Genomic DNA, 12,996 nt, shown 5'->3' with positions numbered 1-12,996 from the left:
CATTTTTTAATCGGGGTTCGTTGATTTAAACCATCTCCAAATGCTTTTCCAAGGAATCCTTAACTGAATCCGCCACCAAGTGATAGAAAGCCTCAGGGTTATTATCAATCTGAACCTCTTCCAAAGCTTTATAGTAGGTAAGCCTTGATAGATTATCTCCTTTTAGATTAGCAATTGTGTAGCCATGCTTCAGCAGAATCAGGTTCATGATCAATCTACTGCTTCGCCCATTCCCATCGATAAATGGATGAATACTCACCAACCTTTCATGCATCTCTGAAGCCAAAATTATAGGATGTAGCTTTCTTTTTTGCTTATCATAATGCAAGAAATATTCTTCCATCAGCTTTTCCAATAAGTATGGTTGCGGTGGAACATGTTCACTACCAGAGATCCTGACGGGAACCGACCTGTATCTCCCGGCATTTTCACGATCTATCCCTTTTAAAATCAAATAATGGATTTCATTAAGGATCCTTGGACTATAGTCCATTTGGTCCGCTACAAGGCTTTCCATATAATCTATCGCTTCAGCATGATTGACTGCTTCCAAATGCTCCCTCATCGACTTTCCCCCAATAGTCAATCCTTCATTCACCACCAAATGTGTTTCCTGAAGAGTAAGGGTATTCCCTTCAATTCTGTTACTTTCGAAGGTATAGGCAACATGAAAGAATTCTTTCATTTTCAAAAGCTGTGTTTTATTCAAGGGCTTTCTTTTCTGCCAATCCTGTTTTAATTCATCAATTATCCTTAATTTCTGTTGAATCTCATCGCTAAGATTATTCATTATCAGTGATTGATTACTGATCAAATATTCCACCCTGGATTCGGCCAATGCAAGAATTTCTGATGCATCATTTTCATATTGTAGAATTTGGTAAACTTTCTCCACAAGCCATGCTTTTCTCAATTCTTCGAAAGAAACATGCAAAACCTCTGACAATGCCTTAAGATTATCCTCAGTCGGAATTCTACTACCTTTTTCAAATTTTGAAATCAAGGCAGCATCTATACCGCTAAGCTGTGAAACAGTCCTTACAACCAAATCATGCTCATTTCTCTTTTCTAGAAGGATTTTTGAAAGGGTTTTCATCAGTTGACTTATTTATTGTTGACAAATTTAGTCATTTTTTTTGGTTTTTCAATTTTGATTTTTTTTTTCATATTACATTTCAATTTAAAATCATGGACAAAAGAACCTTTCTAAAAAACTTGGCCTTTACAGGAATTGCTTCTACGGCATCATTTAGAGCATTTTCCGAAAGCTTAAAAGTCTATGAAAATATTCCTGCTGCTACCCTTGCCACTGATGAAGATTTTTGGGTGAAGATCCGTCAGGGATACAAGCTCAAACCTGATTACATCAATCTTGAAAATGGTTACTATTGCTTTATCCCAACCGAAACACTCGAAAATTACATCAATCATATCCGAGAAATCAATTATGAAGCGTCATGGTATTTCAGGACTGTTCAATGGGATAACAAGGACAAGGCTGCTGCAAGATTGGCTGCTACATTTGGCGGTACAGCGGATGAAGTTGCTATTACTAGAAATGCCACAGAATCTCTGGACATCATTATTTCAGGTTTTCCATGGGAAAAGGGAGATGAAGCCATATTTGCCGAACAGGACTATGGCAGTATCAAAAACATGTTTGAATTGGCATCTAGAAGGCATGGTATTACCAACAAAATTGTAGACGTACCCCTTCATCCCAAATCAGATGAAGAGGTAGTTAAAATCTATGAGGATGCCATTCGGCCAAATACAAAACTCATCATGGTCAGCCACATGGTCAATATCACAGGACAGATCCTTCCTGTAAAGAAAATATGTGATATGGCACATCGACATGGAGTAGATGTCATGCTTGACGGAGCTCATTGTATTGCCCATTTTGATTTCAAAATCGATGAATTGAATTGTGATTACTATGCATGTAGTCTTCACAAATGGCTCAGCGTTCCACTTGGTTCAGGTTTGTTATATGTCAAAAAAGACAAAATCAAAAAAATATGGCCGCTCTTGGCTCCCTATGAATTGGATCATGCCAATATCAAAAATCTGAACCACACCGGGACCCATCCTGTAGCAACCGATTTGGCCGTGAATGATGCACTTGATTATTTTGAAATGGTCGGTGCAGAAAGAAAAGAAGCCAGGTTAAGATACCTCCAACGCTATTGGTCAGACCAAGTAAGAAACTATCCTGGAATAAAAGTGAATACGCCTGAAGATCCTTCAAGGTCATGTGGGATTGCCAATGTGGGCATTGAAGGAATGGACCCTAATGAAATGGCGAAAACCTTAATGGACAAATATAAAATCTACACTGTTGGCATTAATTATGCAGGGGTGGTTGGCTGTAGAATCACGCCGAATATTTACACCACTCCAAAAGAATTGGATGTATTTGTAAATGCCTTAAAGGAAATGGCAAAGGCTTGATTTTGATTCACTTAATTTTAATGCAAGAATAAAAAACCTTTAACCAAAACTTAAACGGCCAAAAAATCAACAACAAATTATCAAAAACCAAATAACCATTAAACCAAAATTAGCATACAAAACCTAAATAAATAGCAAGAATCCTTGCATCTTATTTCAATCCTTGTAACATTTGCATACGTTTTCTAATTAAATGTCAAAAAGCAACAACATAGCGTTCCAATCAAATTCCACTGCATTACAAGCTTTGGTTTGCGCTGCTATGTCATTTTTAACTCCATTGAGGAGGTTCAGGAACAGTTTCAGGGCAATGTCCCTGTAATTCCCCTTGGTGTCCTATGCGGATAACCTACAATAGCACAATCACATATAATTAATTGACTTAAAAGGTCATTAAACATTCATTTATTTCCAATTGGACAAAATGGAAAATCCTTCCTTTATCATAAGACCGGCAACTGAAAAAGACTGTGACTATGCAGAGACCATTACTCAGGAAATGGAAGAATCTGCAAAAGCACGTGGCACAGGTATAGCCAAAAGATCTCCTGAATACATTAAAACAAAAATGAAAGAGGGAAAAGCAGTCATCGCTACCACCAAAAAAGGGGAATGGGCTGGATTTTGCTATATTGAGGCTTGGGGTCATGGAAAATTTGTGGCCAATTCAGGATTGATCGTAGCGCCTCAGTTCCGTAAATTCGGATTGGCCAGTCAGATCAAAAGTGAAATATTCAAATTAAGCCAAACAAAATTCCCGGATTCCAAAATATTTGGTTTGACTACAGGTGCGGCAGTGATGAAGATCAACTCAGGATTAGGTTATATACCTGTTTCTTATTCTGATTTGACTGATGATGAAGAATTCTGGAAAGGCTGCAACAGCTGCGTAAACGTTGAAATCCTCAAAAGCAAAGCCAGACAAAACTGTCTTTGCACGGCCATGCTGTATGATCCATCCAAAAAAGCAAAAGCCCAAGATGTTGCTCTTCGAAAAGACTTTAAGAAAAACATCAAATTATTTGAGCGTTGGACCAGATTGAAAAAATATGTCATGCTCAATATCACAAAGACTAAAAACAAAACTTTCGGCCTATTTTAAACCAAAAGCCATCTCAGGGAATCAACCCTAATGGTAGCTCAAAAAAATTTAAAATGAAAAAAACAGTATTAGCTTACAGCGGTGGATTGGACACCACTTTTTGTGCCTTGCATTTATCCAAAGACCTGGGTTATGAGGTCCATGCTGTATTGATCAATACCGGTGGGTTTTCTACCGAGGAACTTCAGGAAGTGGAAACCCGTGCAAATAGCTTGGGAATTGCTTCATTTACAGTTCTTGATGTCACCAAAACTTATTATGAGGAAGTTCTCAAATACCTTGTATTCGGAAATGTACTTAAAAACCAAACCTACCCCCTATCTGTCAGCGCCGAGAGAATCCTTCAGGCCAAAACTTTAGCAGAGTACGCAAAGAAAATCGGAGCCAAATCCGTCGCTCATGGCAGTACAGGTGCAGGCAATGACCAAGTGCGATTCGATATGATTTTTCAGACGATTGTTCCTGATATTGAAATCATCACTCCTATCCGTGATCTGAAGTTAAGCAGAGAAGAAGAAATCGCTTATCTCAAAAAGAATGGCATTTCCATGAATTTTGAAAAGGCCGCCTACTCTATCAACAAAGGAATTTGGGGAACTTCTGTTGGAGGAAAAGAAACATTGTCATCCAATCAAACCCTTCCTGAAAGTGCATGGCCTGTTCAGGTTTCAAAGTCAGACAGTGAAGCATTGGAAATCGGATTTGAAAAAGGAGAAATCAAATCAGTCAATGGAGAAACCTATGAAAACCCTGTTGACGCGATTTTAAAAATTCAGGAAATCGCGGCACCGTTCGGTATCGGTAGAGATGTTCACGTGGGCGATACCATCATTGGGATTAAAGGCCGAGTGGGTTTTGAAGCTGCCGCAGCTTTGATCATCATCAAAGGCCACCAACTGTTGGAAAAACATACCTTGACCAAATGGCAAACTTTTTGGAAAAATCAATTATCCGAGTTTTATGGAAACCACCTGCATGAAGGCCATTATTTAGATCCTGTCATGAGAAATTTGGAAGCCTTCTTGGAAAGCACACAGGAGTTTGTAAGCGGAACTGTAAAGGTGATGCTACACCCCTACAGGTTCCAATTGATCGGAATTGAATCCAAGCATGACCTGATGGCTTCCAAATTTGGTAGTTATGGAGAAATGAACAAAGGATATACGGGAGAAGATGTCAAAGGATTTACCAGAATCCTAGGGAACCAAACTGCAATTTTTCATCAAGTGAATCACCATGAAGAAGATTAAAACAGCCATCATTGGGGCCGCAGGATATACAGGAGGTGAATTGCTGAGAATATTGGTGCATCACCCCAATTGTGAATTGGTATATGTGCACAGCAACAGCCAAAAAGGAAAAGGAGTAACTGATGCCCATCCTGACCTGATCGGGGACACCGATTTGATTTTTACGGATAAAGTGGAGACTGAGGGCATTGATGCCGTCTTTTTGGGATTACCCCATGGTGAGGCGAAAGGCTTCTTGGAAACTCATCCCTTTCCTAAAGAAACAGTCATTATCGACCTGAGTACTGATTTCCGGGATGAAAGCAATGGTTTTATATACGGTCTCCCCGAGGTCAATAAATCCAAAATACAGTCTGCCAAAAAAATAGCCAATCCAGGTTGCTTTGCGACAGGTATCCAATTGGCATTGGCTCCGGCAATTGCTAAGGGATGGGTTAAGAATGATGTCCATATTTCGGGAATCACCGGAAGCACCGGTGCAGGTAAAAAATTAAGTGAGACTTCGCATTTCAGTTACAGAAGCTCCAACATGTCTGTTTACAAGCTCTTTAATCACCAACACCTCAAGGAAATAAAACAGACCTTTGGGCAATTGCAAAACGAATTTGATCAAAATCTACTGTTTGTTCCTTACAGGGGCAACTTTCCCCGAGGCATTTGGATCACAGCCTATTTCCCATTTTCAGGAACAAATGAAGAAGCCATTCAGGTTTATAGGGAATTTTATAAAGATGCTCGTTTCACACATGTATCTGAAAAGGATATTGATATGAAACAAGCTGTAAACACCAATAAATGCATTGTTCATACCCAAGTAGAAAACGGTCAATTAGTGGTTTACTCCGCCATTGACAACCTGCTAAAAGGTGCCTCAGGGCAAGCAGTTCAAAATTTCAACCTTGCTTTTGGTTTGGAAGAGACAAGCGGATTAAATCTCAAAAGCATCGCCTTTTAAACTTCTGATCATGAATTTATTTGATGTATATCCTTTAATGAATGTAACCCCGGTAAAAGCACTAGGTGCTAAGCTGTGGGATGAAAAAGGAGATGAATACCTTGACCTTTATGGTGGACATGCCGTTATTTCAATCGGGCACAGTCACCCTCATTTCAATAGTCGGTTGAAAGAGCAATTGGATCTAATTACATTCTATTCCAATTCTGTTCAAATACCGCTTCAAAAACTTTTGGCCAATAAATTGGGTGAGTTATCCGGTTACAAAGAATTCAACCTCTTTCTGTGCAACTCAGGTGCCGAAGCAAACGAAAATGCTTTGAAATTGGCCTCATTTGCAACAGGTAGATCAGGTTTGATTTCTTTTTCAGGCGCATTTCACGGCAGAACTTCCGGAGCAGTCGTACTCACCGACAATGCCAAAATCATCGCCCCTTCCAATCAAAGAGAAGATGCTCATATCCTTCCTTGGGGGGATTTAAATGCCGTAAGAAATCAACTTGAAAAAGGAAATATCGCAGCCATTATCATAGAAGGCATTCAGGGTGTCGGGGGAATACATATTCCTGAACCGGATTTCCTGATTGCTATTTCCAAATTATCAAAAGAGTTTGGTGCAAAGCTCATTTTGGATGAAGTCCAATCCGGATATGGAAGAACAGGGAAGTTCTTTGCCCATCAATGGGTAGAGGGATTGGTCCCTGACCTGATCACCATGGCCAAAGGAATGGGAAATGGATTCCCAATCGGTGGTTTGCTCATACACCCGGATTTCAAAGCCTCCTATGGTTTACTTGGAACGACTTTTGGAGGTAATCACTTGGCATGCACTGCTGGCTTAGCCGTATTGGAAGTAATAGAGTCAGAAAACTTAATGGAAAAGGCTGAACAAATGGGAGCGTTTTTGATCCAAGAATTAAAAAGCATCCCGGGAGTAAAGGAAGTCCGGGGAAAGGGTTTAATGATTGGGATTGATCTGGAAAGAGAGGCCGGACCAGTGCGTTCTGAATTAGTAAACAAATACAAAATATTTACTGGCAGTTCAGCAGGAAAACACACCATTCGTTTGCTACCACCTTTAAATATTGAAATGAAAGAACTATCTTCGTTTTTGGATAGTTTAAAGAAAATATTGAGTTAATTAAACCAAGATTGTCAAGAAAGGACAACTTTTGCATCAAGATGAAAAACTTTACAAAGTTTGAAAATAAATCAACATCCGAAAAACTTATCCAAAAAGCACTTCAATACAAGGAAGCCCCTTGGATTGATAAAGCCAAAGGAGAAGGAAAAAGGATTGGTTGTATATTTTTAAATCCATCTCTCCGAACACGGGCAAGTACGCAGATAGCGGCACAGCAGTTGGGCATGGATGCTATTGTCATGAACATGGACAAGGAAGGTTGGGCTTTGGAAATGAAAGAAGGTGTAGTCATGAACAAAGGCAGCATAGAGCATATCAAAGATGCAGCCGCAGTCTTAGGGACCTATTTTGATATCCTGGCCGTCAGGGCATTTCCCAGTTTGACCAATAAGCAAGAGGACATTGATGATTTTGTATTTAATCAATTTATCAAATATTCCGGAAAACCTGTTATCAGCTTAGAAAGTGCTATTCGCCATCCGCTTCAAAGTTTGGCAGATATGATCACCATACAGGAAAATTGGACCAAAGAAAACAAACCAAAAGTAGTCTTATCCTGGGCACCACATATCAAAGCAATCCCTCATGCTGTAGCCAATTCTTTTGCTGAATGGGCATTGGGTTGCGGACATGACCTGACAATTACACATCCTGAAGGTTACGAACTCGATGAGGCATTTACACAAGGTGCCCTCATTGAATATGATCAGAAAAAAGCCTTAGAGGATGCTGACTTTGTTTATGTCAAAAACTGGTCTGCTTTCAACGACTATGGAAAAATCATCACTACAGACAATTCTTGGATGCTAAAAGAAAAGCATTTGAAAAAAGCCAAAAACGCCAAAATAATGCATTGTCTTCCTGTCAGAAGAAATCTTGAACTATCTGATGAATTGTTGGATAGCCCAAGAAGCCTGGTTCAGGAACAGGCAAAAAACAGAATATATGCCGCACAGGCGGTTATTAGCCATATTTTAGGCTAAATAAATTAAAACACGCTCAAACCTATAAATCATGAATATCAGTATTATCAAAATCGGTGGAAATGTCATCGACTTCCCTGAGAAGTTGGATGAATTTCTTTTTTTATTTTCAAGATTTCCCGGAAAAAAAATCCTGGTCCATGGTGGAGGGGTTATGGCCTCAAAATTTGGAGAAAATCTTGGCGTCATGCCACAAATGGTGGATGGAAGAAGAATTACAGACAAAGATACCCTGGATATCGTTACCATGGTGTATGCCGGATTGATCAACAAGCAGATTGTGGCCAAACTCCAAGGCCTGAAACAGAATGCCTTGGGAATGACAGGAGCTGATGGAAATTTAATCCGTTCCACCAAAAGGCCTGTCAAGACCATTGACTATGGTTTTGTCGGTGACATAAAGGAAGTGAATGTAGATCTTATCTCATACTTGGTTTCGGAAGATATCATACCTGTAGTCAGTGCCATTACGCATGACAAAAAGGGACAGCTATTGAACACCAATGCAGATAGCATTGCCTCTGAAATGGCAACCGCTTTGGCTAAAAAACATGACGTTAAACTTTATTTCTGTTTCAATAAGTCGGGTGTGCTGATTGATGAGAAAAATGACAATTCGATTGTTCCCCTGATCAATGAAGACATCTATGCCGAATTGAGAAAAGAAGAAGTCATCCATTCTGGAATGATCCCAAAATTAGACAATGCTTTTGCTGCCCTTCACAAAGGTGTGAACCATGTATGGATTGGAAAAGCAGAAAATCTTCTTTTGGCAGCCAAGGGAAAGCTCTCGGGTACAACCATCGAAAAACATCGATTTGACATTTTTTGACCAAGCAGATACTTATTGAAATATTTAATGATCAATATAATTTCAACCAATATTTCGAATACCTCAAAATAATCCGGATTATTTCTGTCCTTGAAAAAATGAATTTGAAAGAACCTGATATTGAAGATCTATTTGAAGATGCACTTGCATTATTGAAAGAACTGATAGAGACCCCTTCAATCAGCAAACAGGAAAACTATACGGCAGACATCATTCAGCAATTTTTGGAATCAGAGGGAATACCACTTCAGAAAAGCGGTAACAATATCTGGGCATTCAATAGGTTTTTTGATGCCAAAAAACCTTCCATTCTTCTAAATTCCCATCATGATACCGTCAAACCCAATTCAGGTTACACCAAAGACCCTTATCAGGCCATCGTTGAAGATGGTAAATTATATGGTTTGGGTTCAAATGATGCGGGAGGATGCCTTGTCAGTTTGATTGCGGTATTTAACTTTTTTTACAACAAAGAAATCCCTTATAACATCATCCTTGCAGCCACAGCCGAGGAAGAGATTTCTGGGGCCAATGGAATTGAAAGCATTCTCGGCCAACTTCCTGTATTTGAATTGGCAATTGTAGGAGAACCTACTTTGATGCAAATGGCTGTAGCCGAAAAAGGCCTTATGGTCATCGATGCCACTGTAAAAGGAAAAGCCGGACATGCCGCTCGGGAGGAAGGGGTGAACGCCATTTATGAAGCTTTGGACGATCTGAACACCATCAAAGATTACCAATTCAAAAGATTGTCCCCATTCTTGGGAAAAACCAAGGCAACAGCCACTATTATTCAAGCTGGCTCACAGCATAACGTGATTCCTGATACCTGTCAATATACTTTGGATGTTCGGGTTACAGACAGCTATACTTTGGATGAAGTATTGGAAGAGCTGCAAAACATTTTGAAAGCGGATTTAAAACCAAGATCAAAAAGACTGAATTCTTCCAAAGTCCCCGAAGGACATAAAATCCTCAGCGTCGCAAATCAATTGGGATTGGAGCAATATGGCAGCCCTACCCTATCCGACCAAGCCCTCATACCCTATCCATCCATCAAAATCGGTCCCGGCGATTCCGCCCGTTCCCACACCCCCGATGAATACATCTACTTGGAAGAAATCAAAAACGGAATTGAGGGCTATATTGAATTATTAAGCGAATACATATACAAATAAGACAGAAGACGGGAGACGGGAGACGGGAGACAGGACCCTCGCCAGTTGGAGGGCCATGATGTTCCTAAAATTTCTTTTTCCTACCACAATTTATATTGAATTGCCATTTTACTGACATCATCGCGTAAATACAAATTAAATATTTACCCCATTTTCATCCTTCATCCCTTATCTTTAACCTTTATCCTTCATCCTTCTAGCTATTGGCAACCTCAAATCTAAACTCAAAAATCTAAAATCTTAAATCTCCCATGAAACTCTGGCAAAAAGACATCAGCTCCAAAAAAGAAGTAGAATCATTCACGATCGGACGGGATCCTGAATTCGACATGATTCTGGCGCCTTTTGATGTATTGGGTTCGATGGCACATGCCATCATGTTGGAGAAAATTGGATTGTTGACTGCTGAGGAACTGAAAACTTTGAAAGGCGGATTGAAGGAAATCTACCTGGAAATAGAAAAGGGGCAGTTTCAGATTGAAGATGGGGTTGAAGATGTACATTCCCAGGTTGAATTTCTCCTTACGAAAAGATATGGAGATGTGGGCAAGAAATTGCACAGTGGAAGATCGAGAAATGATCAGGTTCTAGTTGACCTCAAATTATACTACAGGGCTGCCATCAGGGAAATCATTGAGGCGACAGAAGAATTGTTCAACCTATTGATTAAGCTTTCTGAAAAACACCAAAACAACCTGATGCCGGGCTATACCCATACCCAACTGGCCATGCCATCCTCCTTTGGTTTGTGGTTTGGGTCATTTGCCGAAGGGCTTTCTGAAGACTTGGAACTGATGTTGGCCGCTTATCACCTTGCCAACAAAAACCCTTTGGGCTCTGCTGCGGGCTATGGTTCCTCTTTTCCTTTGGACAGAACGCTGACCACCCAATTATTGGGATTCGAAGATCTTCACCACAATGTCATCAATGCGCAGAACAGCCGGGGAAAGACGGAGAAAAACATTGCTTTTGCCTTATCGGGGATAGCAGGAACACTGAACAAATTGGCTGCAGACGTATGTATTTTTATGAACCAGCATTTTGGGTTTATATCCTTTCCGGATGACCTGACCACAGGAAGCAGCATCATGCCCCACAAAAAAAATCCGGATGTCTTTGAACTGATCCGAGCCAAAACCAATCAGATCCAGTCTATTCCAAATACGGTCACCTTATTATTGACCAATATGACCACCGGCTACCATCGGGACCTGCAATTGTTGAAAGAAGCTATTTTCCCCGGAATCGAGACCTTATTGGACTGTATCCGCATGAGTACATTTATGCTCCAAGAAATCAAGGTAAAAGAAAATATTCTTAAAGACCCATTTTATAAACATGTATTCAGCGTAGAAGAGGTCAATGACCTTGTCCTGAAAGGCGTACCATTTAGGGATGCCTACAAACAGGTAGGCTATGCAATAGAAAAAAACGATTTCCAGCCCAACCAAGAAAAAGTCGCTCATACCCATGAGGGAAGTATAGGCAATCTTTGTTCGGAGGAAATAAGGGAGAAAATGGAACAGTCGCTGGGTAGGTTTGAGTTTGAGAAAGTTGGGGCTGCGCTTGAAAAGTTGGTTAATGGATAAAATCTGACAACTTCAGATGCCTTATTCAATGTATGCGCGAAGTACTTTGGTCAAATATAAGTCTTGTGGACAAACTGGATATTTAAAGAATATCTTTAGTTTTATAATTGAAATATCAACAATATTAGTGATAGCAACCCAGAATGGTATGCTATCATCAATAATTGTTGATAGCAAACCGTTGCCCGCAATAAAAACTGAATTATGAAGCTATGAAAATAGGCCTAACTACTCATTTAAACATCAGAATGAATTTTTCTACATATTTATTGTTTTGCTTATCATTGATATTTTTTCAATCGTCTTGTAACCAAAGCCATAAAGCACATAAAGATGCTATCACTAAACCCTTAACTCAAAACAGCCAATACATCTTTTCAATTGGAGATGCTTCTGTGACCTTGTTGTACAAACTACAAAGACAGATAGCCTCTACTTCTTATGACAGTTTACAATTACGTAAAATGGTTATTGATAGAATTTATGTGCCAAACGAAAGGCTGTTTAGCTACTGTTTAGGATATGACCAAAATTCATTCGCAGATAAATATTCTAATGCCCTAAAGCAACGATCCGATAGCTTAATTCAATTAACTAAAACATTTGAAAAGATAAATCTTGATTCAACTATCATCAATACAATGAAAAAAATTGCCGAAAAATCCGTTATTAAATTTGAAGGCAAATATGTGATTGGCTTTTTCGAAGATGCAGGTTGCATTATGTGTGGTTGTGATAACGCTACGATGTTAGGAAATACTTACAATAGCTATTATAAAAACCCTAACCTTCTTAAGGTAGTAATAGCGCATGAGATAAATCACAACTTTTTTGAGACCGCTAAAAAAGCTGACCCTGATAATAATACCTTACTATATAACGCAATTGATGAAGGTTTTGCCAATCTGTTTAGTATGAAAATGATGGATGTAGACAAGTTTACTGCATTCAACATGACCAAAGATGAATATAATTGGCTGGAGAATAACGAAGCTGAATTAAAAGAAAAATTCAGAAAAGTAATCTTTAGTACTAAAGAAGAGGATTGGAACCCTTACAGCGAAAAAATACCAAATCGAATACTTGAGGGGTCACCAGGGGATATTGGCTATTTTCTAGGATATAGAATTATAGAGGAATGGCTGAAAAAAAATGATGGCAAAAAGTGGGAAGATGTTTATTCAACACCAGTAAGACATATACTGAGAGAAAGCGAGTATTTTAAATAAAATTACTGCGGGCAATCGAGTAGCCCGACCTGAGCCAATTGGCTCAGGTTGAGGCTCTCACACCACTGTACGTATGGGTCTCGTATACGGCGGTTCGTAAAGCATAAGGCCGCCGCTCTTTACACCAGCAACCTCTTTCCGCTACTTTTAAGATAAGGCTATGCCGATAGCTATCGGCACTCCTTATCGAATTTTCACTTCACAATACAGCCTGCCCCGACTTCCTCGGGGTTCGGCCCTTCACCAACTCGTGAGAACTCCTACTTTCTGTAGGCTCAAG

At 39.6% G+C, this 12,996-nt stretch carries 11 protein-coding genes; 10 read left to right on the top strand and 1 reads right to left on the bottom strand.

Annotated features, from left to right (window positions below; all coding sequences use genetic code 11):
• Positions 1-25: 25 nt before the first annotated feature.
• Positions 26-1,096 carry a Fic family protein gene (locus HMJ38_RS23345; protein WP_194976865.1) on the bottom strand — a complete coding sequence of 357 codons (1,071 nt, stop codon included), beginning with the start codon at positions 1,094-1,096 and terminating at the stop codon, positions 26-28.
• A 92-nt stretch (positions 1,097-1,188) separates the two neighbouring features.
• On the opposite strand from HMJ38_RS23345, the gene HMJ38_RS23340 reads away from it, so the two are divergent.
• The 10 genes from HMJ38_RS23340 to HMJ38_RS23295 all read left to right on the top strand — a co-directional run bounded on the left by HMJ38_RS23340 (position 1,189) and on the right by HMJ38_RS23295 (position 12,716).
• Positions 1,189-2,454, top strand: coding sequence for an aminotransferase class V-fold PLP-dependent enzyme (locus tag HMJ38_RS23340; protein WP_194976864.1), 1,266 nt, complete (start codon positions 1,189-1,191; stop codon positions 2,452-2,454).
• A 424-nt stretch (positions 2,455-2,878) separates the two neighbouring features.
• Positions 2,879-3,556, top strand: coding sequence for a GNAT family N-acetyltransferase (locus tag HMJ38_RS23335; RefSeq protein WP_194976863.1), 678 nt, complete (start codon positions 2,879-2,881; stop codon positions 3,554-3,556).
• A gap of 53 nt (positions 3,557-3,609) precedes the next feature.
• The gene (gene argG, locus HMJ38_RS23330; RefSeq protein WP_194976862.1) at positions 3,610-4,806 is read left to right on the top strand and encodes an argininosuccinate synthase; all 1,197 of its coding nucleotides are present in this window, start codon (positions 3,610-3,612) and stop codon (positions 4,804-4,806) included.
• Positions 4,793-5,761 carry an N-acetyl-gamma-glutamyl-phosphate reductase gene (gene argC, locus HMJ38_RS23325; protein ID WP_194976861.1) on the top strand — a complete coding sequence of 323 codons (969 nt, stop codon included), beginning with the start codon at positions 4,793-4,795 and terminating at the stop codon, positions 5,759-5,761. The genes argG and argC overlap by 14 nt, the downstream gene beginning before the upstream one ends.
• Before the next feature lie 10 nt (positions 5,762-5,771).
• Positions 5,772-6,902, top strand: a complete 1,131-nt coding sequence (locus tag HMJ38_RS23320) for an aspartate aminotransferase family protein (RefSeq protein WP_194976860.1) — start codon at positions 5,772-5,774, stop codon at positions 6,900-6,902.
• Between the two features lie 41 nt (positions 6,903-6,943).
• Complete coding sequence (locus tag HMJ38_RS23315; RefSeq protein ID WP_194976859.1) at positions 6,944-7,888, top strand: Rossmann-fold NAD(P)-binding domain-containing protein; 945 nt, start codon at positions 6,944-6,946, stop codon at positions 7,886-7,888.
• Between the two features lie 31 nt (positions 7,889-7,919).
• Entirely contained in the window at positions 7,920-8,720 is an 801-nt protein-coding gene (argB, locus tag HMJ38_RS23310; RefSeq protein WP_194976858.1) for an acetylglutamate kinase, read from the top strand.
• 98 nt (positions 8,721-8,818) lie between these two features.
• A complete protein-coding gene (locus HMJ38_RS23305; protein WP_194976857.1) occupies positions 8,819-9,898 on the top strand; it encodes a M20 family metallo-hydrolase in 1,080 nt (359 codons plus the stop codon).
• A gap of 251 nt (positions 9,899-10,149) precedes the next feature.
• Positions 10,150-11,487, top strand: coding sequence for an argininosuccinate lyase (gene argH, locus HMJ38_RS23300; protein ID WP_194976856.1), 1,338 nt, complete (start codon positions 10,150-10,152; stop codon positions 11,485-11,487).
• A gap of 212 nt (positions 11,488-11,699) precedes the next feature.
• A complete protein-coding gene (locus HMJ38_RS23295) occupies positions 11,700-12,716 on the top strand; it encodes a gliding motility protein GldB-related protein (RefSeq protein ID WP_194976855.1) in 1,017 nt (338 codons plus the stop codon).
• Positions 12,717-12,996: the final 280 nt, after the last annotated feature.

Source organism: Aquiflexum lacus (assembly GCF_015476655.1).
In the GTDB taxonomy this organism is placed as follows: domain Bacteria; phylum Bacteroidota; class Bacteroidia; order Cytophagales; family Cyclobacteriaceae; genus Aquiflexum; species Aquiflexum lacus.
The sequence above is the reverse complement of the archived record's forward strand: the minus strand, read 5'-3'. Positions and strand labels throughout refer to the sequence as shown.

Coding starts and splice junctions, on each gene's coding strand:
- HMJ38_RS23345 (WP_194976865.1), bottom strand. CDS start 1,096: ATGAAAACCCTTTCAAAAATCCTTCTAGAAAAGAGAAATGAGCATGAT.
- HMJ38_RS23340 (WP_194976864.1), top strand. CDS start 1,189: ATGGACAAAAGAACCTTTCTAAAAAACTTGGCCTTTACAGGAATTGCT.
- HMJ38_RS23335 (WP_194976863.1), top strand. CDS start 2,879: ATGGAAAATCCTTCCTTTATCATAAGACCGGCAACTGAAAAAGACTGT.
- argG (WP_194976862.1), top strand. CDS start 3,610: ATGAAAAAAACAGTATTAGCTTACAGCGGTGGATTGGACACCACTTTT.
- argC (WP_194976861.1), top strand. CDS start 4,793: ATGAAGAAGATTAAAACAGCCATCATTGGGGCCGCAGGATATACAGGA.
- HMJ38_RS23320 (WP_194976860.1), top strand. CDS start 5,772: ATGAATTTATTTGATGTATATCCTTTAATGAATGTAACCCCGGTAAAA.
- HMJ38_RS23315 (WP_194976859.1), top strand. CDS start 6,944: ATGAAAAACTTTACAAAGTTTGAAAATAAATCAACATCCGAAAAACTT.
- argB (WP_194976858.1), top strand. CDS start 7,920: ATGAATATCAGTATTATCAAAATCGGTGGAAATGTCATCGACTTCCCT.
- HMJ38_RS23305 (WP_194976857.1), top strand. CDS start 8,819: ATGAATTTGAAAGAACCTGATATTGAAGATCTATTTGAAGATGCACTT.
- argH (WP_194976856.1), top strand. CDS start 10,150: ATGAAACTCTGGCAAAAAGACATCAGCTCCAAAAAAGAAGTAGAATCA.
- HMJ38_RS23295 (WP_194976855.1), top strand. CDS start 11,700: ATGAAAATAGGCCTAACTACTCATTTAAACATCAGAATGAATTTTTCT.